This window comes from Haloplanus sp. CK5-1 (genome assembly GCF_037201915.1).
Lineage (GTDB): Archaea > Halobacteriota > Halobacteria > Halobacteriales > Haloferacaceae > Haloplanus > Haloplanus salilacus.
The window spans coordinates 1,698,888-1,723,643 of the sequence record NZ_CP147505.1 but is presented as its reverse complement, the minus strand read 5'-3'; the positions used below and the strand labels follow the sequence as shown (position 1 = coordinate 1,723,643).

Sequence of the window (24,756 nt, the reverse complement as noted above, 5' to 3'; positions counted from 1 at the left end):
TGAATATAATTCACAATCACTCTAAATTAGACGGGCGTAGCTGCGTACATAAGAGCCGCTATGAAGCAAACAACAATCCACGTGGCAACAAGGAACCAACGACCAAATTTCACACCTACAAATGATTCTACGTATCTACGTGTATACGGAGCAACGATTGCACCCGCAATCATATACAGGAGGCCACTCAGACGACCTTGATTCCAGAATAAGTTACTACCAACAATTAGTGTAAATAGCCCAATAATCCAAGAAGCGGTAAGACCGAGGGTTAACGTTGTGGGCTCCCCAGATCGTTCATCCGTCTCTGAAAGGTATTCACCAAGCGATCGAGTCTGTGCTTGTTCCGATTGTTTCAATCTATTTATTTTATTCATCACATCTTCGATATTAGACACGGCGAAAAGCAGTTCTCTACCACTATGGGTTCTAATTCTCAATCTATCTCTTAATCCCCCACCAAATATCGCATCTTTTATACCTCGATTGAACCTCTTTTCTCTGTTCAGTTCTTTGATATTATCATATGAGACTTTAATTTCTTTTTCGCCACTCAGTTCTGCAATTTTATGCGGCTCGAAAAAAAGTAAAGTCTCCGATAGGATCAGGTTGCCACCTACAGATCGGCCCTCCGACTGTGTGTAATTCGCTCTGATGCTGTGTATTCTCTCATCTGTTGGCTCTTTTCCTTTCGTGGCTGTCTCGTCGACCGAATCTGACCGAGAATCTGAATCGGAGCCAGGCATCGATATCTCGTCAGTGCCTACAGCAAACTCACCAGTTTCATTATGTGAACGGATTTTCTCCGGCTTGATTTCATCTATCCCGTATTCGCTAGTCATCTCTCGGGCGTTCTCTGTAATCTGGACAGTATATGTCAGCAGTACCGAATCGACGTTCTTCTCTCGTCCAGCTTTAATCAGATATTCTATGTGTTCTGACGTGACTTCTTGTTCCGGCTCGCAGACGATCATCAGAAGCATTTTTTCAGAGCCAGAATCTCCCTTTCGCTCTCCAGCAATAATATACGCCCCTTCTCGTAGCTCAGTGAGGTTCGTTGTCCATCCCTGAGCCACCACATATTCCAAGACGGCGTCAGGATACTCAGAGGACGGCATAGTTTCGTTGTCTCTTGTCACATTCAAACATAATAATAAAAATCTTGACCTCAGAGTTTCAGCAGCGAAAATTGGCTAACGAGTGTGCGCTTGAAGTAGGTTCACAGCGGAGTGGTAACCCGGAGATTCGTCTGGTTTGAGCCTAGCAGTCTGTTTCTATAAGACGGATGGTGATTAACGCTCACCCGAATTTCGTCTACTGGTACCAGTAAATCGGTGGCCTCGGCACTCATAGGGCTCGTCGTCGCCGGGTGCCACCCCGGCTCGGAGTGGTGCACTCGTCATCGGCCACGCGGCGGTACGCACCGACCGGAAAAAGAGCCTTGCGACTACTCGATCCGGTCGCGTGCCGCGGCGACGAGCAGGGGGAGGGTGATGGTGGCGTCGCCCAACACGGTGGCGTTTCGCGCCGACTTCTCTAGCTTCCCCCACGACCGCGCCTCGTCGAGCGTCGCCCCGGAGAGGCCGCCGGTCGAGGCGGGATCGGCGGTGAGTTGGACGCCGTAGTCGTACGCCTCGGGGACCGTCAGCATCGTCTGCAGGACGAAGTTCTTCGGGACGCCGCCGCCGACGACCGTCGCCCCCGCCTTCTTGGCGTCGAACGCCACGTCGGTGATGTTCGTCAGGTCGGCGAGGGCGTCGAAGGTGAACGCGGAGACCTGCGAGTGCATCCACGCCTGGATCCCCAGTACGGAGTCTTGGATCGCAGGAACGAACACGGGGACGTCGTTCGCGTACGCAGCGGCGGCGATGCCGGCGTCGGCGTCGAGTCCGCGTTCGCGGTTCGCCGCCCGGTTCGCGCGCCCGAGTTCCCGCGTGAACTCGCTGATGGCGACCGGACCGTCGAACTCGGGAAAGACGTCGTCCCGGAGGTGCTCTTCGAACAGCGTGAAGTGTTCCTGGGGCAGGTAGACGTTGTAGATGCGGTCGACCCCCTCGTCTCGGAGTCGCTCGTCGTGTTCGCGCTCCCGCCCGTCCTCGCCGGTCCGACCGTGGTGATGGTGGCCACCGATGGCCTCGATGGCGTCGTGGGTCAGGTTCGCTCCCGTCGTGACGAGGACGTCGATGTGGCCGTCGCGGATCAGGTCCGCCACGACCGACCGCATCCCGCCGGGCACCATCGCGCCCGCGAGTCCGAAGAAGTTGGTCACGTCGTCCCGGTTGAGCATCTCGGCGTACACGTCGACGGCGTGGCCCATGTCCTTCGCGCCGATGCCCGCCTTGCCGTACTCGGTCGCCAGGTCGCCGACGCTCATGCCGGCCCACACCTCGGTGTGCTCCAGCGGATCCTCGTGAAACTCCTCGCGGGTCTCGTCGTCGGTCATTGCCACGGGTCGACGCTCCAGTCGCTTCAACGACGCGATTCCCGAGCCGTCACAACCCGGTCGGATGGTCGACGTACGTCGTCTCCACGCCCCACCCCTCGATCAACTCGCCGAGCGCCCGCACCCCGAACGTCTCGGTGGCGTAGTGCCCCGCGAGGAAGACGTTGATCCCGCGATCACGGGCCTCGTGGTACGCCTTCTGTTTCCCCTCGCCCGTGACGAGGGCGTCGAGTCCCCGATCGTCGGCCTCCCCGATCCAGTCGACGCCGCTCCCGGTGACGATTCCGATCGTCTCGATCCGCTCGGGGCCGAAGTCGAGCGCCCGCGTCTCGGTGTCGAGTTCGCGGTCCAACAGTCCGGACAGATCGTCGACGGTGTAGTGATCGGCCGTCCGTCCCCGCATGCCGACGTACTCGGGGCCCAGCGTCCCGAAGGGCTCGCGGTCGTTGAGGTCGAGGACGTCCGCGACCCCCGCCGCGTTGCCGAGTTCCTGGTGGCCGTCGAGGGGGAGGTGCGAGACGTACAGCGCCACGTCGTTTGCGACGAGCGGTTCGATCCGGTCGTAGTCGAGCCCAGTCAGGCGGTCGAACCCTCCCCACGCGAGGCCGTGGTGGACGACCAGTACGTCGGCGTCTCGGTCGACCGCCTCGCGGATCGTCGCGTCCGCGGCGTCGACGGCGAGGGCGGCCCGATCAACCTCGCCCACCGCCCGCCCGACTTGGAGGCCGTTCGCGCTCGCGTCTAGGTCGGCGTAGTCGTCGGTACGAAGCCGCTCGTCCAGCCGGTCGACGAACTCGGTGCGGTCCATACCGGCGTGTCGGCCGGTGGGGGCTTGTAGGCTAGTGATCCCGGTCGTCGCCGGCGTCGGCGTGTGCGAAGACGAACTCCCGGAGGAGTTTCCCGCCCAGCGCCGCCGCTTGGCCGTCGTCTCGGTCGTTCACTTCGACCACGTCCGCCCCGTCGACCAGCGGCGTGACGCCCCGGACGACGTCGAGGAGGGTTCGAGCCGAGAGTCCGCCGGGCTCCATCGTGCCCGTCCCCGGGGCGACAGCTGGATCCGCGACGTCGACGTCGACGCTCAGGTACGCCGTCGCGCTCGCGAGGTCGTCGGCGGCTTCGGCGGCCGCGCCGACGACGGCCGCGCCACCGGTGGCGGCCACCTCGTCGACGCCGAGGACGGTCACGTCCCCGGCGCTCGCCCGCTCCCACTCGCTCTCGCCCCCGCTTCGCGCCCCGACGATCACGGCGTGATCGGCCGTGTCGAGCGCTCGGCGGGTCACGCAAGCGTGGCTCCACGGATCGCCGTCGAACTCCGCTCTGAGGTCGAGGTGGGCGTCGAGACAGACGAAGAGGTCCGGATCGACCGCCCGGACTCCGGCGACGGTGACGGTGTGTTCGCCGCCCAACAGGAGGGGGACGGCGTCGTCGTCGACGACGTCGCCGAGGGTGCCCGCGAGGAAGTCGACGTAGTCGGCGGCGTCGGTCCAGGCGTGGACGTCGCCGGCGTCGTGGACGGCGAGATCGGAAAAGTGCCGGTCGGTTCGGTGATCGTAGTCCTCGAACGACGCCGCGAAGCGCCGGATCCGATCGGGGCCGAACCGGGTCCCGGGTTGAAAGGTAGTCGAGACGTCGAGCGGTGCGCCGACGACCACGTAGTCGGCCGACTCGCGGTCGGCGGTCGCACCGGGGAACATCTACACGATCTTCCGCTGGCCCTCGTACTCCAGGTACTCGATCTCGTCGTCGGGCGACAGGCTCTCGTCTTCCGGCACGCGCATCGTGAACGTCTCGTAGGTGTCGAGGTCCATGATTTGGGCGTCGTCCCCGGAGACGGAGACGACCTGACCGCCCTTGCGCTCGATGATCGGCACCCACACCTTCGCGTCGACCGGCTGGCTGAGCGAGCGCTTCCTGCCGTCGAAGACGCCCTTCCCCTCGATGCGTGCCTTGGCGCTACCGTGTTTGCCCGGCTTGGCCGTGCTGTAACTGTTGATCTTACACGGAGCGTCGTCCATCATGACGTAGCTCCCCTCCTGTAGTTCCCGCACTTGCGTCTGTTGTCTGGACATACGGACCGATAACGGAACGCGGTGTATAAACGGTTTGGAAAGTGGGTCGTCGGGCCACGGGCGGTCCTCCGGGGGCGAACGGTGGGTGTCGCTTTCGGAAGCACCTTTCCGTTCCCAAACTATCATGTTCGACGATAGTATATCCGTGGTCCATGGGTGCACACGACGACGGACAACCCCGGGCGGCGACGCCCGAGATGCTCGTCGGAATCGGCAACGCCGGCAAACGTATCGTCACCGAGTTCATGCGGACGGACTGGATACTCCGGGAGGCAATCGAACCGAGGGGAGACACTCTCGCACCGGACGTTCAAGCGTACGTCGTCGACACCGACCGCGACCAGCAGTCGACCGACGAACGCGTCGCTGCCCAGATCAACGAGCATATCGAAGCGCTCGCGGACGAGGTCGGACGCGACGAACCGGTGCTGGACACGGGCATCGAGTACATCAACCCACTGGACGGGGTCGGACCCGAACTCCAACAGCCGTCGGCGCTCGCTCAACCTGCCGTAGTGAACGAGTTCGCCGGCGACCTGCGGGCCTGGTGGATGGACGACAGCGACGAGATGCTGGTCGACGACTACAACGAGGGCCTGCTCCGTCGGCGCGCCCTGGGCAAGGCGATCTATCACGCGAGCACCGGGTCGGGCATGTTCCTCGACGTCGCCAGGGAGATCGCCGGGAACGTCGATACGCTCCACCTCTTCGCCGTCATTCCCGACACCGGGGAGAGAGACAAGAAACTCGCCAACGCCTACGCCGCCCTCTCGGAGCTCGAATACCTGTCCCGACACGAAATCAGCCCGTTCAAGAACGTCGTCCTCCTGCCCTTCGGCGGGCTAGAAGACATCCGCGACGAGAGCGACCGGCAGGAGTTCGACGAGGCGGCGGTCAACGCCATCATGGCCCACCGGAATATCGGCTCCTGCACCGACGAACTCGGGACGATGGCCGGTCCACCGGAGTACGCCCCGTTCACCGTCGCAGTGCCCCAGACTCTCCGATACGACGTCGAAGACCTTGCGGAGGCGGACGGAAAGATACGTGACTTCCTCGACGACCGCCTCCACGCGCTCGAGGCCGAACACGAACTGTACGACGCCCTCGAGGACTACGTCGTCACGCACTTCCGACGGGAGGACACGGCGGAGTACCTCGAACGGGCAAACGAGGGGACGGCCCCGGACAGCGACCGGTTCAGCCTCACCAGCGCCCAAGCGGCGGCGCTTCGCGACCGCTTCGACACGCTGGTCGAGGTGCTCGACGGAGACGTCCTCGACGCCCTGGGATACGACCCGGCCTGGGACTGGCTGGAGACGCTCGAGGACGCGGTCGACACCCTGAAACGGAGTACCGAGGAGGGCGTCGAGCGGAACGAGGCCATCGTGACGGAGGTGCCGCGCGTCGTGCGCCAGGTCGACGATCCGGAAGACAGATACCCGCAAGAACGGAGACACCAGCATCTCGACGAGTTCGTCCAGCGGGAACTAGAGGCGATCCGGCGCCGGGCGAACCTGCTTCGCGCCGTCTCCCTCTTCGAGGACGACGACATCGCCGCGGCGATCGAGGGATGTGCGATGGACGACGACCGCTCGGTCGCGCCCGTCGGCGTCGAGGACGAGCGGGCGCATATCAGGCATAGGCTCGACGACCTCGAGGACGACATCGACCGCATCGAGGCGTTCGAGTCGGATATCGTGGAGATGGCCACCCGGGCCAGGGACGAGTGGTTGCTCGACGTTCGTCCGACGCTCGACGAGATCGAGACGATAGACCGCCACGAGGACGCCATCGTCGACCTCCTCGACGACTTGGAGGCCGAAATCAGGCATAGCGCCGCCGAGGTCGAGGGGACCGCCCACCCGGAGGGCCTCCGCGACATCACCCTCGATTTCGACCGGTTCGACGAACTGAACGAACGGCTCGACGAGGTGGGTCTGTCACCGATCGATTCGGCGGCCATCGAGCGCTCCGTCGATGCCCTCGGCCGGGCGAAGGCGGCCAAAGTGGCCGCGGACCGGGAGGGAATCCTTCGATGGCTGCCGTTCGGGGGGAACGACTGGCGAGCGGAGTTCGCGGATGCGGTCCGCCTGATCGACGACGACCTCTTTTCGGTCCAGACCGACTTCGACGAGCAGTTCTACGCGAAGTACACCGGCGACCTCGGTGAACGAGCCGGTTTCCTCGGCGACTTCGACGCCCACCGGTCGACCCTCGTCGCCGAGGCCGTCGACTCGTTCGAGCGGCGTCTCGCCGACCCGTCGATCGACCGCGAGACGTTCGACGACGAGGTCGGCGACGCGCTCCACAGCCGGCACCCGTACCTCTCCTGGCCCGGGAGCGTCGCCGACGCCCCACAGGCGCTTCGAGACCGCCTCGAGGCCGGCTTCGACGACGAATCGGTCGATACGTTTCTGGACGCCATCGAGGCGAGCGGCGTCGCTCCGGACGAGAGCGATCCGGTCAACGCGGGCTTCCGGGGTGCGTTCGTCGACCCGGTCGCCGACCTCCGCACCGATATCGAACGGGAGCGCGACCGGTTGCTGGTCGAACACGGCCGGTACGAAGCCCTGATGGACATCATTCAGGACGAGGGTCACCTGTTCTCCACGGCACCGACGACCCAGCGACCCCCGGACATCGAGTTCGTGAGCGTCGCCGAGAACGACCAGTACATCAACCGGATCGACGTCGGGAGGGATGTGCCCATCCTCGAACACGACAGCCTCGTCGAGGCCGGCCTCCACGAGGAGGACGAGGGGGTCATCGGGGCGCGACTCAAGGGATTCGCCGAGAACATCGCGGTGCTCGACGATCGGCTACCGCTCTACCAGGGCAGGCCCGCGCCGGACATCGGAACGATCCCCGACGACGACACCCTGCAGAACATCCTGTACGACCACCACAAGATCCTCCCGGTGTTCATGGGGGAGGCGTTCGCCGAGAAGGACATCACAGACTACGATCCGGACGGTGATATCGAGGCGACTCTCCGGCGGACCATCGCGGCGCAGAACGGGGTGAACGGCTACCTGCCGAGAACTTGTGAGTTCGGCGGGCCGTGGGACACGTCACTGGTCACGTTCGTCGGCGGCGTCTTCCTCGACAACCTCCGACCGGTCCGGGAGGCCTCCGGCTACCGCGAGAAATACTTCGAGCAGCGCGACGAACTCGTCGAGAGCATCAAGGCACGCCACGCCCACGGACTGGACGGGATGGACCGGACGATGGTCGACGAGGACGGCACGGGCGCGTACGTCTACCGGGACCCGCTCATCGACCTCAGAGACCCCGACGAGTTACTGGAGTTCGTCGACGCGACCGAGGCCGACCGGGACGACGTCTTCGCGAGCAAGACGAACGTCGAGACCTTCGAGAGTACGATCGACCTCGGGGAGTAGTCACTCCTCCCGCCGCCGCCGCATCTCCTGTCTCGTGAACTGCGGTCGCGCCGTGACGCCGCGCTTGCGCCGGAGCGACCGGTAGAGCAGGGCCCCGACCGGGACCGTTATGACCGCGGCGACGACCGCCGCCTCCGGCGTCTCGTTGAACGAGTAGAGGATGGCCGTCGAGAGCACCCCGACCGCGGCGAGGATGCTGTAGGCGATTCGTTTCGCGAGTTGGTCCAAGACGTCGTGTTCGTCGTCGAGTTGGACCTGCACCGTGAGGTCCTCGCGCTTGACCCGGTCGAGGACGTCGTCGAGTTTCGGGGGGACGGTCACCAGCGACCGCGCCGTTTCCTCCAGTTGGTCGCCCGCCGACTCGACGGCCTGCCGGACGCCCTCCTCGCGGTACCCCTGTTCGGTGAGGTAGTCGGTCGCGACGCTGATGAAGTCGAAGTCGGGGTCGAGGGTGACACACACCCCCTCGACGACCGTCGCCACCCGCAGGATGAGCGCGAAGTTCCGTGGCAGGCGGAGGGGGAACTCGTAGATGGTGTCCTCGACCTGCTGGATGACCTGCTGGACGCGGTACTGTTCGAGGTCCTCGCCGCGCACGTCCGCGATGGCGAGTTCCATCACGTTGCCCATCACTTGGCGGTCGGCCTCGGGGCTGAGCGTCCCCATCTCCACCATCGCGTCGAGGATGCCGTCGATGTCCTGGTTGGCGACGGCGATGTAGAAATCGACGATCTTCTCCTGGAAGAAGGCGTCCACCCGCCCGCTCATGCCGAAGTCGTAGAAGATGATCGCCCCGTCGTCGTCGACCGACAGGTTGCCCGGATGCGGGTCGGCGTGGAAGACGCCGTCCTCGATGATCATCTGGAGGTAGATCCGCTGGAGGCTCTCGGCGAGGTCGGTCCGGTCCAACCCCTTCTCGTCGAGCGTGTCGACGTCGTTGATCTTGGTGCCACCGATGTACTCCATGACGAGGACGCGTTCGCCCGAGAGGTCGTCGACCCCCGCCGGGATGCGGATCCGGTCGTTGTCCTCGAAATTTCCCCGGATCTCGTTGAGCATCCGCCGCTCGCGGCCGTAGTCCATCTCCTCTCTGATCGTGTTCGAGAACTCGTCGGCGAGGTTCGACAGCGAGAACCGGCGCGCCTCGTCGGTAAAGCGCAGGAGGATCGGCAGAACCCACCCGACCGCCCGCAGGTCGGCCTCGACGAGGGGTTCGATCCCCGGTCGTCGGACCTTGATCGCCACCGGTTCGTCGTCGTAGGTCGCGCGGTACACCTGCCCGAGGCTGGCACCGCTGATGGCGTCGCGTTCGAAGTCGTCGAACACCTCGTCGACCGGGCCGACATCCTCCTCGAGGACCGGCTTCGTCTCCTCCCACGGGGCCGGCGGCACGTCGTCCTGCAGCGAGGTCAGGACTTCGATGTACGCCGGCGGGAGGATGTCCGGCCTCGTCGACAGCAGTTGCCCGAGTTTGATGAACGTCGGCCCGAGAGTCAGAAGCGAGTTCAGTAGCCGGTCGGCCCGCTCCCGCTGTGTCTCCGGATCGACGCTCCGGGGCCCGCCGAACAGGAGGTAGCGTCGTCGGTCGCGGGCGTACGCGAACAGGAGCGGGAGGAACTGGTGTACGACCCGGACGAACCGCCAGTACGCACGGAGATTGACCAGCGTGACCACCCGGGCTTACGCGTCCTCGATCGGGACGGACTGCTCCGGTGCGGCCTCGTACTTCGGGAGGCGGAGTTCGAGGACACCCCGTTCCATCGACCCGTCGGCCCCCGCACCCGTCGCGTCCGGCGGCAGTGGGAGTTCGGCGTCGAGAAAGAGCGGCCGATCCTCGCGGACGTACTCGAACGACTCGGGGAGCGTCTTCTCGCGCCGAGCCTCGATCTCGAGCCGTCCCATCTCGACCCGCACGTCGACCGTCTCGGCGGTCGCGCCCGGCAGGTCGAGGACGAGGAGGTAGGCGTCGTCGCTCTCGAGCAGATCCGCGAACACCGCCTCGGGGAGGTCCCGAAGCGCGTCCCGAAATGCTGACATGGCTCCCCGTTAGGCGCGGGGATCGAAAAAGGCCGCGGTGTGTGTGGCCCCAGTGGCCCGGCTACGGGTTTTTGTATCCCCAAACGCAAAGGCAGGTATGAGTCACGACGACCTCGAACACGCGGGGTTCAAGGACCGAACCCGCGTCGCTGCGGCCCTCGAGACCGTCCTCGGTGCGGTGACGGGCCACGACCGAACCGAACGGGTGGCCCTCGGCCGGGCCGACGGCCGGACGCTCGCCGAGACGGTCACTGCACCCCGACCGGTCCCCGGCTACGACCGTGCCGCCATGGACGGCTACGCCGTCCGAGCGGCCGACACCTTCGGCGCGACCGACCGCTCCCCGACCGTCCTCCGCGAGGGCGACGGCGACGTCCGATCCGGCGACGCCGTCCGCGTCCACACCGGGAGCGACCTCCCGGATGGTGCGGACGCCGTCGTCATGATCGAGCAAACCGAGGCCGTCGGCGACGAGATAGAGGTGTTCGACGCCGTCGCCGAGGGCGAGAACGTCGGCGACGTCGGCGAGGACGTGGTCGAGGGCGAGGAACTGTACGAGCCGGGACACCGCCTCCGTCCATCGGATCTCGGCCTCCTGAAGTCGGTCGGCATCGACCGAGTCGAGGTGTACGAACCGCCGACGGTCGGCGTGATCCCCACGGGCGAAGAACTCGTCCAGCGCGACCCCGGTCCCGGCGAGGTGATCGAGACCAACGGCCTGACCGTCTCGGGGTTCGCCGACCGCTGGGGTGCGGTTCCCACCTACCGGAACGTCGTCGACGACGACCCCAACGCCATTCGGGCCGCGATCCAGCGCGACCTCGCGAAGGACGTCGTCGTCACCACCGGCGGCTCCTCGGTCGGCGAACGCGACCACACGCCCGAGGTGGTCGACGACATCGGCGAGGTGCTCGTCCACGGCGTCGCCCTGAAGCCCGGCCACCCCGTCGCGCTCGGCGTGGTCGAGGGGACACCCGTCGTCATGCTACCGGGCTATCCCGTCGCCTGCATCGTCAACGCCGTCCAGTTCCTCCGGCCCATTCTCAAGACGGCCGGCAACATGCCCGTCCCGCCCCACCCGACCGTCGAGGCCCAGCTGGACCGGAAGATATCCAGCGAGCCCGGCACCCGGACGTTCGCGCGGGTTCGGCTGGCGGACGACGACGGCGACCTCCCCGCCGCCGAACCCACCCGCGCCAGCGGGTCGGGTGTCCTCTCCAGCGTCGCACTCGCGGACGGCTGGGTCGTCGTCCCCGAGGAGCGCGAGGGGTTCGACGCCGGCGAGACGGTTGCGGTCGAGGACTGGGAGTGGTCGGCGTGAGTGACTTCCGGAAGACGATGGCGCTCGCGCGAGACGCTCGCTTCGGTCGCGTCTCGCTTCGCGCCCTGCGACTTCCGACGTCCGTAATCGGAGGGACCCTCCGATGACGGACCGACGCCAGTTCCGCGACCTCGCCTCGCCCGCGGAGGCCCGCGAGGCGATCCGGAGCCTCGACCTGACGCCCGATCCGGAGACGGTCCCCCTCGACGAGGCGCGGGGGCGGGTCCTCGCCGACCGCGTCGACGCCGACCTCGACGTGCCGGGATTCGATCGCGCGAGCGTCGACGGCTACGCCGTCCGTGCCCGCGACACCTTCGGCGCCGACGAGGCCGACCCGGTCGTCCTCGACCAGGTGGGGACGGTCCACGCCGGGGCCGAACCGGACGTGACCGTCCGGGAGGGGACCTGTGCCGAGATATCGACCGGCGCGGTGTTGCCCGACGGGGCCGACGCCGTCGTGATGGTCGAGCGGACCGACGAGGTCGATGCGGGCATCGCGATCCGCACCGCGGTCGCGCCGGGCGACCGCGTCATGTTCGCGGGCGCCGACGTGGCCGCCGGGTCACGGGCCTTCGGTCCCGGAACCCTGATTACGCCCCGCGAGATCGGCCTCCTGTCGGCGCTCGGCGTCGACGAGGTGCCCGTCCGCGGCACGCCGACGGTCGGCATCGTCTCCACGGGCGACGAACTCGTCCGCCCGGGTGGCGACCTCCACAGCGAGGCCGGACAGATCTACGACGTCAACTCCTACACCGTCGCCGCCGGCGTCGAGGAGGCGGGCGGCGACCCGCGGCTCTACCCCCACGCCGGCGACGACTACGACGAGATGGAGCGCCTGCTGATCGAGGCCGCCGACGAGTGCGACCTCGTCCTCTCGTCGGGGTCGACCTCCGCCAGCGCGGTCGACGTGATCTACCGCGTCATCGAGAGCGAGGGTGAACTCCTCCTCCACGGCGTCTCGGTCAAGCCGGGCAAACCCATGCTCGTCGGCCGCTTGGAGGACTCAGCGTACGTCGGCCTCCCCGGATATCCGGTCTCGGCGCTCACCATCTTCCGCACCTTCGTCGCGCCGGCCATCCGGTCGGCCGCCGGCCTCCCCGACCCGCAGACGGCGACCGTCGAGGGCCGGATGGCCGTCCGCGAGCGGTACGGCGAGGGTCGCACCCGCCTGATGCCCGTCGGTCTCGTCGAGACCGAGGAGGGGACGCTCGTCTATCCCGTCGACAAGGGGAGCGGCGCGACGACGAGCCTGGTCGAGGCCGACGGCGTCGTCGAGGTGGACGCCGACACCGCCTACCTCGCCGAGGGCGAGGCCGTGACCGTCCAACTGTTCTCGCCCGACGTGCGCCCGCCGACCCTCCTGGGCGTCGGCGAGGACGACCCCGCGCTCTCTCGCCTCCTCGACCGGCTGGAGCGCCCCCGGTACCTCGACGTGGGGAGCCGGCAGGGGCGTCGCCGCCTCCGCGACGGCGTCCCCGACGTCGCCGTCGTCTCCGGTCCCTCGGACCGCGACGTCGACGCCGTCGACCTCGGTGGTTGGACCCGCGAGTGGGGGTTGCTCGTCGCTCCCGGCGCCGACGTGTCCGGACTGGCCGACCTGGTCGACGGTGACGGCCGCTTCGTCAACCGCGGCGGCGACTCCGGGCTCCGCGCCAGCCTGGACGACGAACTCGACCGGGTCGCCGACGACCGCGGTGTCGACCGCCGCGACCTCACGGACGCCATCGACGGCTACGACCTGACGGTCAAGGGGTTCGAGAGCCCGGCGCGGAAGGTGCTCTCGGGCGCGGCCGACGCCGGCCTCGGTCTCCGGGCCACCGCCGCGGCGCTCGACTGTGAGTTCGTCCCACTCGGTACCGAGTCCGTGCGCGTCCTTGCGAACCCGGACCGGACCGACAAGGCCGGTGTCGCCGAACTGGAAGCGGCCCTCGACGCGGGTCTCGACGACGCCGTCGTCGACCTCCCCGGCTTCGACCCCGACCGCTGAGGCGGATCAGTCGCTCCCGACGACCGCGGTCGTCTCGGCGGTCCGCAGTTCGTCCAGGTTCCGGACCCGGTAGTCGCCGAGGACACACTGCCCCCGGCGCTCCGGACCGTGGCGCTCGACGTGGACGCCGTCGAGGCCGGCGTTCCACGCCGCACCCACGTCGTTGGGGCCGTCGCCCGCGAGGACGCCCGCCGCCCCGTCCTCGACGCCGAGGTCGGACATGGCGCGATACACCGGCGCGGGGTCGGGCTTCCACCCCACCTCGCCCGTGCACATCACGACTGCGTCGAACCAGTCCCGGATGTCGAGACGGTCGAGCACCGGGGCGGCGAGATACTCCTGACAGTGAGTGACGAGACCCACGGGTCGGTCGAGGTCGGCGACGAAGGCGGCGTCGTCGTGGAGGTACGTCGCCTCGACGCGTGCCGCCGGGTCCTCGGCCTCGTGGAGGGCAGCCCAAAACGACTCGGGGTCGATCCCCCACTCGCGGAGTTGTGGGGTTCGCTCCCCGGAGAGCCCGTGCCAGAGGACCTCCATCTCGCGCTCGGTGAACGAGCGGCCGAGGCGGTCGCCGACGCGGTCGAACACCGACCGGGCGTAGGCGGGGTCCACGTCCACCAGCGTCCCGTCGAGGTCGAACAGCCAGAAATCGTAGGCGTGTGCGACCATTCGCTCGTGGGTACGTCGGGCCGAAACAAGTGTGTTCCGGCGCGCGTCGGCGCCGCGCCAGGCTTATTACGAGTCGCTCACCGATACCGACCAATGCACGTCTTCTGTATCGACCCCGACGACGAGTCGCGGCGGGCGACCCGGGACGCCCTCCACGACGCCGGCTTCGACGTCTCCGTCTTCGGGACGGCCGCGGACGCGCTCGACGCCCTCGACACGACGCCCGTCGACTGCGTCGTCACCGAGTACGACCTCCCCGACGGGACGGGGATCGAACTCCTCGATGCCGTCCGGGACCAGACGCCAGACGCCGCCTGCATGCTCTTCACCGACGCGTCGCTCGAGACGGTCGACACCGAGGCCTTCGGCGACACGGTCGCCGAGTACCTCCCCAAAGGCCCCAGCGCACGCGACCGCCTCCCGGATCTGATCCGTCACAGCGTCGGCTTCCGGAGCCAGACCGCCTACCCGCTCCCCGACGACGAGGACGGCCGCCTCGCCGCACTCGACCGGTACGTCGAGGACGCGAACGGGGTGTCCGCCACCGTCGACCGCCTCAGCCGACTCGCAATCGCGCTGTTCGACGTTCGATCGGCCGCCATCGGCTTCGTCGACGCCCACCACGAGGACTTCCTCGCGTGCTACGGTACCGGCCCCGACTCGCTGAACCGGGAGGACACCGTCTGTACGTACTCCATCCTCGACGACGGCGTCACCGTCGTTGAGGACGTGCACGACGACCCGCGGTTCGCCGACAACGAGCGCCTGGTCGAGGCCGACATCCGGTTCTACGCCGGTGCACCACTCGTCACGCCCGACGGCCACGCAATCGGCGTGTTCTGTCTCCACGACGCCGAACCGCGGTCGTTCTCCGGGCGCGAACGCGAACTCCTCGCCATGCTCGCCGACGAGACGATGGAGATCATCGAACTCCGCCGACAGGTCCGGGACGCGACGGGCGGTGGTGTGGATGGCTGACGACTACGAGTTCCGGGACCTCCCCGTTCCGCCGATCAGGGCGGGGACGAGCGTCCTCCTGACGGGGCCGACCCACGCCGGCACGCGACAACTCGCCTTCCGCCTTCTGGCCGGGTCACCCGACGAGGGCACGATAGTCATCACGACCAACTCCCGGGCGTCGCGGGTGATCGACGACTGCCGGGCCTCGGGCATGACCGCCACCCCCGACCGGACCGGGGTCGTCGACTGCGTCGACGACGGCGAGGACGACTCCGTGGCCGCGCGGGTCCTCACCGTCTCCGGCCCCGCCGACCTGACGGGCATCGGGATGCGCTACTCCAAACTGTACCAGGGGTTCTACGAGGGGGGGACCGACCGCGTCAGGACCGGGGTCTGCTCGGTGTCGACGCTGTTGTCGTTCAGCGACCTCCGGACCGTCTCGCGGTTCGTCCACACGGTCATCGGGCGGATCGACAGCGTCGACGGCTTCGGCGTCCTCTTCCTCGACCCCGAGACGCAGGACGAACGCACCGTCAGCACGGTCGGCCAGTTCTGTGGCGGCCGGATCGAGGTACGCGAGGGCGACGACGGGCCGGAGCTTCGAACCCGCGGACTGGCCCGAGGGGACGGCGAGTGGACGCCGTTCGACCCGCGACCCTAGTCGACCCGGATCGAACTCCCCAGGTGGGCGTGCAACACGTCCCGCGGCGGGTCGCCGAACGACGCGGACGCCTCGATCGCCCCACGCAGGGCGTCCACGTACGCCTCGTCCGCGCGTAACTCGCTGAACGACACCGAGGTCACGGGCACCGAGAGCCACTCCGTGGCCAGCGACCGCAGGTGGGCCTCGTCGCTCACCTCGCCACGCCACAGGGCGTCCCGGAAGAACAGCCACCCCTCCGTCCCCGGCTCCGCCGCCGGCTTCGTCACGACCGTCTCGAACCGATCGGGGTCGACGCCGACGGACGGGGGATCGAGCCGGAACGTCACGCGGAAGACGTACGCTGCCTCCATCTCACCGCTCGGCGTCGAACTGGTCCGCGAGTCGGAGGTCCGCGTCGGTGACGCCGCCCGCCTCGTGACTCGTCAGTCGGACCTCCACCTCGTCGTACCGGACGATCAGTTCGGGGTGGTGGAACTCCTCGTCGGCGACTTCGGCCACCCGCGTGGCGAACGTGACGCCGTCGAGGTAGTCGTCGAAGGGGTAGACGCGGACGATTTCGTCGCCGTCGCGGTCCCAGTCGTCGGGGAGTCGGCGGTCGACCTCGTCGTCGTCGAGTACGTCGGACATGTGACAACCGTCGGTCGGCGGCCGATTAACGGTTGGGGTCGGTCACTCCTTGCCGAGTCGTTCGAGAACGTGTTGGGGGATGTCGTCGCGGTCCATATCCATCCCCTCGCGTGGCCCGTCGGTCTCCGGCGGCGTGGACCGGTCGGCGCCGAACTCCGGATCGAAGAGCTCGAGCGCGGTCTGAATCGTCGTCCAGTCGTCCTCCGCGGCGGCGTCGCGCAGGCTCTTGGTCGGCGCGGCGAGCAACTGTCCGACGAGTGCGTCCGCGAGCGATCCGATCGTCTCCCGTTGCTCGTCGGTCAGCCCGCCCTGCGATTCGAGCCGCGAGATGGCGGTTCTGACCTCGCGCTCCTTGACCATCTCGGCGCTCTCGTACATCGTCCCGATGGCTTCGTCGGCCTGCTGGCGCTTGAACGAGTCGAGCAGGCGGTCGAGTTCCTCGTCGATCATCTCCTCGACCCGTTGGGCGGCCTCCTGACGTCGCTCCCGCGTCTCGTCGGTGATCGTCTCCAGCGAGTCGATGTCGAAGGCGTCGACGGCGTCGATACTCGTGACCGTCGGATCGACGTCCCGTGGCTGGCCGAGGTCGATGACGAGCGTCGGACCGACCCCGTCGAGGTCCGACCGGTCGAGGACGTGGTCCGGGCTGTCGGTGGCGGTGACGAGTACGTCCGCCCGCTCCGCGGCCGTGGGTGCGTCCTCGAGTCCGACGGCCGTCGCCGCCGTCCGTACCTCTTCGCTGAGGTTGGCGGCCCTCGAGACCGTCCGGTTCGCGACCACGAGGTCCTCGATCCCCGTGTCGTCGAACGCGCGGGCGGCGAGTTGACCCATCTCTCCCGCGCCGACGACGAGCGCGGTCGCGCCGTCGAGGTCACACTCCCGCGAGGCGAGTTCGACCGCGGCGCTCCCCAGCGACACGACACCCTCGTTGATCGTCGTCTCGGTCCGGGCGCGCTCCCCCACGTGTATCGCCTTCGTGATCGCCGGTTCGAGTATCGGCCCGATACCGCCGATGCCCCGCGCCTCCTCGAACGCCGTGCGGAGTTGGCCGATGATCTGATCCTCGCCGAGGACGAGCGACTCCAGCCCCGCAGCGACCCGCATCAGGTGCCGGAGGCTGGGTTCGTGGTCCATCTTCCGGACCGCGCCGTTGCGGACCGACGAGGCGAACGACGAGAGCACCGCTCGTCCGGTCGTCGCGTCGTCGGTGACGACGTACGCCTCTACCCTGTTGCAGGTTCGGATCGCGAAGGCCTCGTCGACCCCGTCGTTCGCGAGGAGATCACGAACCACGGTCGTCGCGTCGTCGTCGACGACCGACTCGATTTCGTCGACGGTCGCTCGCTGGTGGGAGACGGATACTCCGTGGATGACACCCGTCTTCACAGTCGATCACCGTATTCCACGTCGATCACACGCCCCGTTTCTGCTCCGGCTTCGTCTCCGTCGTACCTAAACTCTTCCAATGTCGGCGGCCGTCCGCGGTGGCGACGTTCCCCCTCGTCGACAGTACGGCTCCGAGCCGACCGGAGGCGGTCGAGGAGGGCGACCGACGAGTCCGCCCGGTTCGTTGCATGGATCTACCTCTTAGGTACGGGGTGTTAAAAGCCCCGTCGTATCCCGCTGGCTGAAAACCGCCCGCACTGAGCCGTTTTGTCGGTGAGCGGACCGTTCGGTCACTCCGACTCCCGCGTCGCCGTCATCTCGTCGTCGTCGAGGACGACACTCGTCACCTCGTACCCGCGTTCCCGGATAGCCTCGACCAGCGCCGCTTGGTCCACGTCGGCCTCGTAGTAGAACACGATGTCGAAGGTGCCCTCCCGGAGGAGTTGCTGACACTCCCAGACGAACGTGTCGTCCTCGACGGTCAGCCCCTGGAACTGGTTCGAGGAGAAGTCGGTGTCGTCGTTGCCGGCGTAGATGTACGTCTCCCCCTTGCCGGCGTGGGCCGCGATCACCTCGTTGAGTTCGACGGTGAGTTCGTGCATCTCGAGGTCCTCCTGTCCCGTGAGCTCCGTGTGGACGATCGCGCCGGACAGGTCGATCTCGCCGGGTTCGAGCAACGCCTTCGTCCGTCGGTAGAGGTCCTCGTCGAGTACGTCGGACTCGTTCATACACGCCCGTGGGTGGGGGCCGGATTTACCGATGACGGTTTCCGCGGGCGTCAGCCGAGTCGCTCGTCGAGGATGAGTCGCGTCTTCGTGTTCTCCACCTCGTCCAGTCCCCGCGTCTTCGTGATGAGTTCGTTGACGGCACTCGTGTCGGCTGCGTCGACGACCATGACGATGTCCTCCTCGCCGGAGACCTGCCAGACGAAGTCTACCTCGTCCCACTCGGCGAGGCGACCGGAGACCGCCGTGGTGTCGACGTCGACTGCGACCGACACCTCCACCATCGCCTTGACGTTTCCCGTGTGTGTCGCCACGGTGAACCGCTCGATTATCCCCTCGTCGACCAGCCGTTCGACCCGGTTCCGGACCGTCCCTTCGGAGGTGTCGACCCGATCCGCGATTTCGGTGTACGGTGCCCGCGAATCCCGCCGGAGGATGCTCAGGATTCGCCGGTCCAGATCGTCCATGCCGCCGCGTTGTGACGGGGGCGCCTTACCGATTTCGAATTTCGTAACTCAGCTTCGAAAGCAAGGCTTATTGGCCGTGGCTTTCTGTGTATCTCGTAATGTCGGACGCCTATCTCGCCCTGGAAGACGGCCGCGTCGTCGAGGCGCGTGGTCGTGTTCCGGGCCGGAGCCGTGGTGAACTGGTCTTCACGACCGCCTACACCGGATACGAGGAGAGCCTGACCGATCCCTCCTACGAGGAGCAGGTGCTCACCTTCTCCTACCCGCTCGTCGGGAACTACGGCGTCCGATCCGAGCGATTCGAGTCCGACCGGGTCCATCCTCGCGCAGCCATCGCCCGCGAGTTCACCGAGGAGGTCGTCGAGTGGCTCGACGAGGAGGGCGTCCCCGCCATCGACCACCTCGACACCCGTGACCTCGTCACCTCGATCCGCGAGGAGGGGGCGATGAAGTGCGGGCTCGCGGTCGGTCCCGACGCGACCCCCGAGGCCGCTCGGGAGGAACTCGCGGCCTGCAAGGGGATGAGCGAGCACACGGACATCGGCGCGCAGGTGAGCGTCGACGACCCCCTCGTCTACGAGGGTGGCGACGCCGCGACCGTCGCGTTGATCGACTGCGGTGCGAAAGGCTCGATCACCGAGTCCCTCCTCGACCGCGACGCCACCGTCCACGTCCTGCCCTACGACGCGACGTCCGAAGACGTCGCGGCCGTCGACTCCGACGTCCTCTTCATCTCGAACGGCCCCGGCGACCCCGAGAACTTCGAGGCCGCCGAGAACCTGGTCGCCGAGTTCCTCGGTGACCTCCCCATCGCGGGCATCTGCCTCGGTCAACAGGTCGTCGCCAACGCCCTCGGCGGTAGCACCGAGAAGATGGACTTCGGGCACCGCGGCGTCAACCAGCCCGTCCGCGACCTCGACACCGACCGGGTCGTCATGACGACCCAGAACCACGGCTACACCGTGGGCGACCCGGGCGGGCGCCTCGACGTGACGCAGGTGAACGTCAACGACGGCACCGCCGAAGGCCTCGAAAACGACGACCTCGGCGTGCTCACCCGCCAGTACCACCCCGAGGCCCACCCCGGCCCCAACGACTCGCTCGACTTCTTCGACGACGTCCTCGATCTGGTGGAGACCGATACGACGGTCGCCACTTCCGACTGAGTCCGGCGACGCCAGTGAGGCCGAAGACGCCTCACGCGACGGCGCTATCGCCCGGCGAGCGGGCGACGACGGGTCGCCGTCGCCCGGGCGGTGTACAGCGCTCCCGTCCCCTCGGATCCGTACCGACCTTCGGCAGGTTTTTGACCCGACTCGCGCAACTCGGTGGCATGGTTACGGTCAGGGCTCCCGCAACGAGTGCGAACCTCGGCAGCGGGTTCGACGTCTTCGGCGCGGCCCTCGACCGACCGGCGGACGTCGTCCGCGTCGAGAAGGCTGACCGGACGACTATCGACGTGACGGGCTACGGCAGCGAGTTCATCCCGGAGGACCCGGACAACAACACCGTCGGCGCGGTGGCCGACGCCCTCGACGCCCCGGCTCACATCCGGATCGACAAGGGGATCCGTCCCTCCTCCGGGTTGGGTTCTTCGGGTGCCAGCGCTGCCGCCGCCGCACTCGCCCTGAACGAACTGTACGACCGTGGGCTCACGCGAAAGGAACTCGTGCCCATCGCGGGGAAAGGCGAGGCGACCGTCTCCGGCGAGGTCCACCTCGACAACGTCGCGCCCGCCCTCCTCGGCGGGTTCACGGTGGCGACCGGCCGGGACGTGACCACCGTCGACGCTGACATCCCCCTCGTCGCCTGTCTCCCCGAAATCGCCATTTCGACGCGTGATGCCCGCGACGTCGTCCCTGCGGGGGCGACGATGGAACAACTCGTCTACACCGTCGGTCGCGCGGCCACGCTCACGACGGGCATGTGTCGGGACGACCCCCGTCTCGTCGGCAAGGGGATGCACGACCGCCTCGTCACGCCGGCGCGGGCCGACCTCATCTCCGGCTACGACAACGTCCGCGAGGCGGCGCTCTCGGCGGGCGCGACCGGCGTCACCGTCAGCGGCGCCGGGCCGGGCGTCCTCGCCGCCTGTTACCCCGGCGACCGCACGGAGATCGCGGCCGCCATGATCGAGGGGTTCGACGACGCCGGCGTCGACGCGCGGGCCTATCAGACGAAGATCGGTCGCGGCGCGACGCTGTACTGAGACGCCGTGACTCACTCGCCCCGCCACGTAACGCCACGGACGTCGAACCGTGCCCCGCCGTTGGCCCCGTCGGTCACGTCGACGGTCCAGCCGTGCCCCTCCGCGACGTTCTCGACGATCCCGAGTCCGAACCCCGTTCCGCCGGTCGTCGTCGAGTAGCCCATCCCGAACACCTCGTCGCGGTGCTCGGGTGGGATGCCGGGGCCGTCGTCGGCGACGTAGAACCCGCCGTCGGTTCGCCCGACGATGACCGTCACGTCCGCCCCGCCGTGTTCGACGGCGTCACCAGAACTCATCGAGTTCTGGTTGCCTGTCGAGCCATGCTCGACAGCGTTTCGCACGAGGTTCTCCAGCAACTGCTGGAGGCGTCCGCGGTCGGCCACGACCGTCCCCGTGGCGTCGAGGTCGAGGGTCCCGTTGGCGGTGTCGACGTGTCGCCAGCAACGCTCGACCACCGCCTCGAAGTCGACCGGTACCATCTCGTCGACTGTCTCCCCCTCGCGGGCCAGTTCGAGGAGGTCGTCGATCATCGCGTCCATCCGATCGTGGGCGCGGCTCGCGGCGGCGAGGTCGTCGCTGTCGCGTCGCTCCCGAGCCAACTCGATCCGTCCTTGGGCGACGTTCAGCGGGTTCCGGAGGTCGTGTGAGACGGTACTGGCGAACGCGTCCAGTCGTTCGTTCTGTCGCGTTACGTGCCGTCGCTCCTGCCGAACCAGCACGTATTCGGCACCGAGCAAGCCGGTACTGAACGTTCCGATCGCGATGCCGTTCAACAGCGTGTACCACGGCTCCGGGGCTACGTCGCCGTCGAGCGTCTGGATGAAGATGATCCACAGCATCAGGAGGGCAAAGAGGGTCGACCCAGCGACCTGCCCGAGTGCGACCGTCGCGATCTGTCGGTGCGTCAGATTACCTCTCTGTAGTCGGCGTCCGAACCCGACCGTCAGGAGGCCACAGATCACCGGCAGCGCTATCTCCGCCGAATCGACAAGCGCCGACTCCCGGTCCAACACGGCGTAGGACACGGAGCCGACGAGCAACAGGACGCCTATCCCCGCCACCGACCACCGCCGTCCGCTCGTCCGGACGTCTCTTATCCGCGTACGTGTCTACGAACGGTGACGGGTGGGATAACGGTGCCGGTCCCTTGGGAACGCCGTTCAGACGCCCCGACCCTGCAACTTCTCCTCTTCGGGCATGTCGGTGTTCGACTGCCCTTTCATCCCCTTGCCGACGTTCGTCGCGATCTCGGCCAGTCGCTCGGGGTCGTCCCAGTTGTTGACCGCCTCGACGATGGCCGTGCCCATCGCCTCGGGGTCCTCGGCGCCGAAGATACCGGAGCCGACGAAGATACCGTCACAGCCGTGGTGCATCATGAGTGCCGCGTCGGCGGGCGTCGCGATGCCGCCGGCGGCGAAGTTGACGACCGGGAGACGGCCCATCTCGGCCGTCTCGTGGACCAGATCGCGAGGCGCGCCGTGTTCGCGCGCCCATCGCTCGCGCTCCTCGTAGGCCATGCCGTCCAGTTTTCGGATCGCGCCCTTGATGGCGCGTTGGTGGGTGACTGCCTGGTTCACGTCGCCCGTGCCCGCCTCGCCTTTGGTGCGGATCATCGCCGCACCCTCGTCGATGCGACGAAGCGCCTCCTCTAGGTTCCGTGCCCCACAGACGAACGGGGCGGTGAACTCCCGCTTGTCGATGTGGTAGTCGTCGTCGGCGGGCGTCAGCACCTCGCTCTCGTCGACCATGTCCGCGCCCGTCGCTTCGAGGATCTCGGCCTCCTTGGTGTGGCCGATGCGCGATTTCCCCATCACCGGGATCGACACTTCCTCTAGGATCTCGGTCAGGGCCGCAGGATCGGCCATCCGCGCGACGCCGCCGCGCTTGCGGATGTCCGCCGGCACGGCCTCCAGACTCATCACCGCGACCGCACCGCAGTCCTCGGCGATCCGAGCCTGCTTCGCGTTGACGACGTCCATGATGACGCCGCCTTTCTGCATGCGAGCGAAGCCGCGTTTCACTAGTTCCGTTCCCCGTCGTAGCTCTTCGAGATCGGCCATGTCTTACGTTACGGTGGGATCCACTTAACGACGGGCTTTCGGTAGATGTTGCCATCGCCACCGATTTATCCGTCCGCTCCGTCACGTCGAGCGATGGGATCCGGGTCCGGCTCCGAGTCACCGGCCGACGCCGCGACGGCGATCGACCGCGTCCGCGCCCTCGTCGATGGCGACGGACATCCTCCCGCCGACCCACTCCCTCGATGGCTCGCACCCCTCCCCCGTGTCGTCGAGAACCTCGGCCTCTCGCTCGCGTGGGTCGTCGTTGGGATCAACCTGGTCGGCACCGCCTTCGGCTTCTGGTACTACCGCTTCCAGTTCGCGGCCGAACCGCTCGCGATCTGGCCGCTCGTCCCCGACAGCCCCGTCGCGACGGCTTTTATCGCGCTCTCGCTCGCCCTCTGGAAACTCGGTCGATCCAACGAGGTGGTGAACGCGCTCGCCTTCTTCGGCTGTTGGAAACTCGGTCTCTGGACGCCGTTCGTCCTCGTCGCCTTCGCCGACGGCTTCCTCGCGACCACGCCGTTTCCCATGTACGCCTTCCTCCTCGGGAGCCACCTCATGATGGTCGTCGAGGCCTTTCTCATCCACCGGTACAGCGACTTTCCCGTCCGTGCAGTCGCCGTCGCCGTCGCGTGGTACGGCCTGAACGACGCCGTCGACTACTTCGTCCCGGTCGTCGGGACGTCCCACCACACCCTCCTCCCCGGACAGCGGATCGTCGACGGGACGATCACTCACCTCTCGCCGGTCCACGACGTCGCCGCCGCGGGGGCGGTCGTCCTGACGCTCACGGCGACGTTCCTGACACTCGCGACGCGGGTGAAGAAACTGGAATCCCGTCGGTGACCGCCGTCAGGCCACCTGCCGCCGTTCGGTCGTGGTCACCGTCTTCTCGTCGGACTGGATCGTCGTCTGGATCGTGATCCAGCCGCCGGACTGCTGGATCGCGTACGCGTCGGTTATCGACAGGTCGACCCGCTTGGTCCCCGTGTACGACTCGCCGGCGTCGAGGTCGCCGATCGGTTCGCTCCCCTGCCAGACTACGTCGCCGTCCGTCCCGTTGTCGGCGTAGATCCGGGTGTAGACGGTCACGTCCGTCGACCCGGCACCCTCGCTCGTCAGCGTCGTCGTCACGTCCCGGCAGGTCTCCCCGCAGGACTCGATCCGGTCGATCTCGAACGCGAACGAGGGTCCAGTGTCGGCATCGGTGTCGGTCGCCCCGTCGTCGACTCCGGTCGTCGAGTCGGCCGGCGTCTCCGTCGGGAACGAGTCGTCCGTCGACGCCGTGTCCCCACCGTCTCCCGATCCGGGTGCGGCCGCGAGGATCACGGGGACGGCGACGACGAGTACCACGACGACGCCGATCACGATGGATCGGTCGCGCACGGGGCGATCACCCCACCGTCCCGGCGGCCACGAGGTCGGTCACGGCCCTCCGGGTCGTTCCCGGGAGTCGCTCGACGACCCTCGGAGTCGGTTCCGAGAGATCCGTCGTCGGTCCCGCTCGGCCACTCGGCGTCTCCGTCGTCGGTCCCACACCAACCACGTCTCCGTCCCCGTTCGTCACTGCCGCCGGCACGGCGAGCGGTGCCACCGCGCCGGCGACGGCAACGATCAGTCCAGTCGTGTGCATCGTGTCTCGACGGATGCGCCCCGGACGCATATAACAGGACGACGATACAGCGGGATTTCAGGCGATTCAGGCGGATTAAGCCGAGATCCTCG

General features: G+C 67.2%; 25 protein-coding genes. 8 read left to right on the top strand and 17 right to left on the bottom strand.

Features of this window, described 5'->3' with window-relative positions; all coding sequences use genetic code 11:
- Nucleotides 1–26 precede the first annotated feature (26 nt).
- The 5 genes from NBT81_RS09130 to NBT81_RS09110 all read right to left on the bottom strand — a co-directional run bounded on the left by NBT81_RS09130 (nucleotide 27) and on the right by NBT81_RS09110 (nucleotide 4,512).
- Nucleotides 27–1,139 (bottom strand): hypothetical protein, encoded by a 1,113-nt coding sequence (locus tag NBT81_RS09130; protein WP_338737779.1) that lies wholly within the window; start codon nucleotides 1,137–1,139, stop codon nucleotides 27–29.
- A gap of 308 nt (nucleotides 1,140–1,447) precedes the next feature.
- Complete coding sequence (locus NBT81_RS09125; protein ID WP_338737777.1) at nucleotides 1,448–2,443, bottom strand: deoxyhypusine synthase; 996 nt, start codon at nucleotides 2,441–2,443, stop codon at nucleotides 1,448–1,450.
- 49 nt (nucleotides 2,444–2,492) lie between these two features.
- Nucleotides 2,493–3,251 carry a Nif3-like dinuclear metal center hexameric protein gene (locus tag NBT81_RS09120; protein WP_338737775.1) on the bottom strand — a complete coding sequence of 253 codons (759 nt, stop codon included), beginning with the start codon at nucleotides 3,249–3,251 and terminating at the stop codon, nucleotides 2,493–2,495.
- A gap of 31 nt (nucleotides 3,252–3,282) precedes the next feature.
- Nucleotides 3,283–4,137 carry an agmatinase gene (speB, locus tag NBT81_RS09115; RefSeq protein WP_338737773.1) on the bottom strand — a complete coding sequence of 285 codons (855 nt, stop codon included), beginning with the start codon at nucleotides 4,135–4,137 and terminating at the stop codon, nucleotides 3,283–3,285.
- Nucleotides 4,138–4,512 (bottom strand): translation initiation factor IF-5A, encoded by a 375-nt coding sequence (locus tag NBT81_RS09110; protein WP_338737771.1) that lies wholly within the window; start codon nucleotides 4,510–4,512, stop codon nucleotides 4,138–4,140.
- 152 nt (nucleotides 4,513–4,664) lie between these two features.
- Here NBT81_RS09110 and NBT81_RS09105 point away from each other — a divergent pair, with 152 nt between their 5' ends.
- The gene (locus NBT81_RS09105; RefSeq protein WP_338737769.1) at nucleotides 4,665–7,916 is read left to right on the top strand and encodes a hypothetical protein; all 3,252 of its coding nucleotides are present in this window, start codon (nucleotides 4,665–4,667) and stop codon (nucleotides 7,914–7,916) included.
- Here the strand turns inward: NBT81_RS09105 and NBT81_RS09100 are convergent, their stop codons facing one another.
- Together NBT81_RS09100 and NBT81_RS09095 are read right to left on the bottom strand one after the other, a co-directional pair.
- Nucleotides 7,917–9,590 carry an AarF/ABC1/UbiB kinase family protein gene (locus NBT81_RS09100; protein WP_338737767.1) on the bottom strand — a complete coding sequence of 558 codons (1,674 nt, stop codon included), beginning with the start codon at nucleotides 9,588–9,590 and terminating at the stop codon, nucleotides 7,917–7,919. It lies immediately after the preceding gene.
- 6 nt (nucleotides 9,591–9,596) lie between these two features.
- Entirely contained in the window at nucleotides 9,597–9,953 is a 357-nt protein-coding gene (locus NBT81_RS09095; protein ID WP_338737766.1) for an Hsp20/alpha crystallin family protein, read from the bottom strand.
- A 97-nt stretch (nucleotides 9,954–10,050) separates the two neighbouring features.
- Here NBT81_RS09095 and glp point away from each other — a divergent pair, with 97 nt between their 5' ends.
- Both glp and NBT81_RS09085 read left to right on the top strand, forming a co-directional pair.
- Nucleotides 10,051–11,274, top strand: a complete 1,224-nt coding sequence (glp, locus tag NBT81_RS09090; RefSeq protein WP_338737764.1) for a molybdopterin-binding protein — start codon at nucleotides 10,051–10,053, stop codon at nucleotides 11,272–11,274.
- A gap of 103 nt (nucleotides 11,275–11,377) precedes the next feature.
- Nucleotides 11,378–13,261: a molybdopterin biosynthesis protein gene (locus NBT81_RS09085; protein WP_338737762.1), complete on the top strand. Its 1,884-nt coding sequence runs from the start codon at nucleotides 11,378–11,380 to the stop codon at nucleotides 13,259–13,261.
- Between the two features lie 6 nt (nucleotides 13,262–13,267).
- On the opposite strand, the gene NBT81_RS09080 is transcribed toward NBT81_RS09085, so the two are convergent.
- Nucleotides 13,268–13,930, bottom strand: coding sequence for an HAD family hydrolase (locus NBT81_RS09080; protein WP_338737760.1), 663 nt, complete (start codon nucleotides 13,928–13,930; stop codon nucleotides 13,268–13,270).
- 93 nt (nucleotides 13,931–14,023) lie between these two features.
- Here NBT81_RS09080 and NBT81_RS09075 point away from each other — a divergent pair, with 93 nt between their 5' ends.
- Together NBT81_RS09075 and NBT81_RS09070 are read left to right on the top strand one after the other, a co-directional pair.
- Nucleotides 14,024–14,908 (top strand): GAF domain-containing protein, encoded by an 885-nt coding sequence (locus NBT81_RS09075; RefSeq protein WP_338737758.1) that lies wholly within the window; start codon nucleotides 14,024–14,026, stop codon nucleotides 14,906–14,908.
- On the top strand, nucleotides 14,901–15,551 hold the full coding sequence (locus NBT81_RS09070; RefSeq protein ID WP_338737756.1) for a DUF7504 family protein: 651 nt from the start codon (nucleotides 14,901–14,903) through the stop codon (nucleotides 15,549–15,551). The genes NBT81_RS09075 and NBT81_RS09070 overlap by 8 nt, the downstream gene beginning before the upstream one ends.
- Here the strand turns inward: NBT81_RS09070 and lwrS are convergent.
- The 5 genes from lwrS to NBT81_RS09045 all read right to left on the bottom strand — a co-directional run bounded on the left by lwrS (nucleotide 15,548) and on the right by NBT81_RS09045 (nucleotide 18,759).
- Nucleotides 15,548–15,904 (bottom strand): LWR-salt protein, encoded by a 357-nt coding sequence (lwrS, locus tag NBT81_RS09065; protein ID WP_338737754.1) that lies wholly within the window; start codon nucleotides 15,902–15,904, stop codon nucleotides 15,548–15,550. The two genes, NBT81_RS09070 and lwrS, sit on opposite strands and share 4 nt — an antisense overlap.
- A 1-nt stretch (nucleotide 15,905) precedes the next feature.
- Nucleotides 15,906–16,181 (bottom strand): 4a-hydroxytetrahydrobiopterin dehydratase, encoded by a 276-nt coding sequence (locus NBT81_RS09060; protein WP_338737752.1) that lies wholly within the window; start codon nucleotides 16,179–16,181, stop codon nucleotides 15,906–15,908.
- A 42-nt stretch (nucleotides 16,182–16,223) separates the two neighbouring features.
- Nucleotides 16,224–17,567, bottom strand: coding sequence for a glutamyl-tRNA reductase (gene hemA / locus NBT81_RS09055; protein WP_338737750.1), 1,344 nt, complete (start codon nucleotides 17,565–17,567; stop codon nucleotides 16,224–16,226).
- Between the two features lie 290 nt (nucleotides 17,568–17,857).
- Nucleotides 17,858–18,295 carry a DUF5778 family protein gene (locus NBT81_RS09050; RefSeq protein ID WP_338737748.1) on the bottom strand — a complete coding sequence of 146 codons (438 nt, stop codon included), beginning with the start codon at nucleotides 18,293–18,295 and terminating at the stop codon, nucleotides 17,858–17,860.
- 50 nt (nucleotides 18,296–18,345) lie between these two features.
- Nucleotides 18,346–18,759, bottom strand: a complete 414-nt coding sequence (locus NBT81_RS09045; protein ID WP_338737746.1) for an Lrp/AsnC family transcriptional regulator — start codon at nucleotides 18,757–18,759, stop codon at nucleotides 18,346–18,348.
- A 98-nt stretch (nucleotides 18,760–18,857) separates the two neighbouring features.
- On the opposite strand from NBT81_RS09045, the gene carA reads away from it, so the two are divergent.
- Entirely contained in the window at nucleotides 18,858–19,925 is a 1,068-nt protein-coding gene (gene carA, locus NBT81_RS09040) for a glutamine-hydrolyzing carbamoyl-phosphate synthase small subunit (protein ID WP_338737744.1), read from the top strand.
- A 167-nt stretch (nucleotides 19,926–20,092) separates the two neighbouring features.
- Nucleotides 20,093–20,968, top strand: coding sequence for a homoserine kinase (locus NBT81_RS09035; protein ID WP_338737742.1), 876 nt, complete (start codon nucleotides 20,093–20,095; stop codon nucleotides 20,966–20,968).
- Between the two features lie 11 nt (nucleotides 20,969–20,979).
- Here the strand turns inward: NBT81_RS09035 and NBT81_RS09030 are convergent, their stop codons facing one another.
- Together NBT81_RS09030 and pdxS are read right to left on the bottom strand one after the other, a co-directional pair.
- The gene (locus tag NBT81_RS09030) at nucleotides 20,980–22,029 is read right to left on the bottom strand and encodes a HAMP domain-containing sensor histidine kinase (protein ID WP_338737740.1); all 1,050 of its coding nucleotides are present in this window, start codon (nucleotides 22,027–22,029) and stop codon (nucleotides 20,980–20,982) included.
- A gap of 99 nt (nucleotides 22,030–22,128) precedes the next feature.
- Nucleotides 22,129–23,028 (bottom strand): pyridoxal 5'-phosphate synthase lyase subunit PdxS, encoded by a 900-nt coding sequence (gene pdxS / locus NBT81_RS09025; RefSeq protein ID WP_338737738.1) that lies wholly within the window; start codon nucleotides 23,026–23,028, stop codon nucleotides 22,129–22,131.
- 93 nt (nucleotides 23,029–23,121) lie between these two features.
- Between pdxS and NBT81_RS09020 the strand changes: the two genes are divergently transcribed.
- Nucleotides 23,122–23,877, top strand: coding sequence for a DUF1405 domain-containing protein (locus NBT81_RS09020; protein WP_338737736.1), 756 nt, complete (start codon nucleotides 23,122–23,124; stop codon nucleotides 23,875–23,877).
- A 6-nt stretch (nucleotides 23,878–23,883) separates the two neighbouring features.
- Here the strand turns inward: NBT81_RS09020 and NBT81_RS09015 are convergent, their stop codons facing one another.
- Both NBT81_RS09015 and NBT81_RS09010 read right to left on the bottom strand, forming a co-directional pair.
- Entirely contained in the window at nucleotides 23,884–24,417 is a 534-nt protein-coding gene (locus NBT81_RS09015; RefSeq protein WP_338737734.1) for a hypothetical protein, read from the bottom strand.
- 7 nt (nucleotides 24,418–24,424) lie between these two features.
- On the bottom strand, nucleotides 24,425–24,664 hold the full coding sequence (locus NBT81_RS09010; protein WP_338737732.1) for a hypothetical protein: 240 nt from the start codon (nucleotides 24,662–24,664) through the stop codon (nucleotides 24,425–24,427).
- Nucleotides 24,665–24,756 lie beyond the last annotated feature (92 nt).

Bases quoted from the DNA above. Each gene is read 5' to 3' on its own strand.
- NBT81_RS09125 (WP_338737777.1), bottom strand. From the start codon at position 2,443: ATGACCGACGACGAGACCCGCGAGGAGTTTCACGAGGATCCGCTGGAG.
- NBT81_RS09120 (WP_338737775.1), bottom strand. From the start codon at position 3,251: ATGGACCGCACCGAGTTCGTCGACCGGCTGGACGAGCGGCTTCGTACC.
- speB (WP_338737773.1), bottom strand. From the start codon at position 4,137: ATGTTCCCCGGTGCGACCGCCGACCGCGAGTCGGCCGACTACGTGGTC.
- NBT81_RS09110 (WP_338737771.1), bottom strand. From the start codon at position 4,512: ATGTCCAGACAACAGACGCAAGTGCGGGAACTACAGGAGGGGAGCTAC.
- NBT81_RS09105 (WP_338737769.1), top strand. From the start codon at position 4,665: ATGGGTGCACACGACGACGGACAACCCCGGGCGGCGACGCCCGAGATG.
- NBT81_RS09095 (WP_338737766.1), bottom strand. From the start codon at position 9,953: ATGTCAGCATTTCGGGACGCGCTTCGGGACCTCCCCGAGGCGGTGTTC.
- glp (WP_338737764.1), top strand. From the start codon at position 10,051: ATGAGTCACGACGACCTCGAACACGCGGGGTTCAAGGACCGAACCCGC.
- NBT81_RS09085 (WP_338737762.1), top strand. From the start codon at position 11,378: ATGACGGACCGACGCCAGTTCCGCGACCTCGCCTCGCCCGCGGAGGCC.
- NBT81_RS09080 (WP_338737760.1), bottom strand. From the start codon at position 13,930: ATGGTCGCACACGCCTACGATTTCTGGCTGTTCGACCTCGACGGGACG.
- NBT81_RS09075 (WP_338737758.1), top strand. From the start codon at position 14,024: ATGCACGTCTTCTGTATCGACCCCGACGACGAGTCGCGGCGGGCGACC.
- NBT81_RS09070 (WP_338737756.1), top strand. From the start codon at position 14,901: ATGGCTGACGACTACGAGTTCCGGGACCTCCCCGTTCCGCCGATCAGG.
- lwrS (WP_338737754.1), bottom strand. From the start codon at position 15,904: ATGGAGGCAGCGTACGTCTTCCGCGTGACGTTCCGGCTCGATCCCCCG.
- NBT81_RS09060 (WP_338737752.1), bottom strand. From the start codon at position 16,181: ATGTCCGACGTACTCGACGACGACGAGGTCGACCGCCGACTCCCCGAC.
- NBT81_RS09050 (WP_338737748.1), bottom strand. From the start codon at position 18,295: ATGAACGAGTCCGACGTACTCGACGAGGACCTCTACCGACGGACGAAG.
- NBT81_RS09045 (WP_338737746.1), bottom strand. From the start codon at position 18,759: ATGGACGATCTGGACCGGCGAATCCTGAGCATCCTCCGGCGGGATTCG.
- carA (WP_338737744.1), top strand. From the start codon at position 18,858: ATGTCGGACGCCTATCTCGCCCTGGAAGACGGCCGCGTCGTCGAGGCG.
- NBT81_RS09035 (WP_338737742.1), top strand. From the start codon at position 20,093: ATGGTTACGGTCAGGGCTCCCGCAACGAGTGCGAACCTCGGCAGCGGG.
- pdxS (WP_338737738.1), bottom strand. From the start codon at position 23,028: ATGGCCGATCTCGAAGAGCTACGACGGGGAACGGAACTAGTGAAACGC.
- NBT81_RS09020 (WP_338737736.1), top strand. From the start codon at position 23,122: ATGGGATCCGGGTCCGGCTCCGAGTCACCGGCCGACGCCGCGACGGCG.
- NBT81_RS09010 (WP_338737732.1), bottom strand. From the start codon at position 24,664: ATGCACACGACTGGACTGATCGTTGCCGTCGCCGGCGCGGTGGCACCG.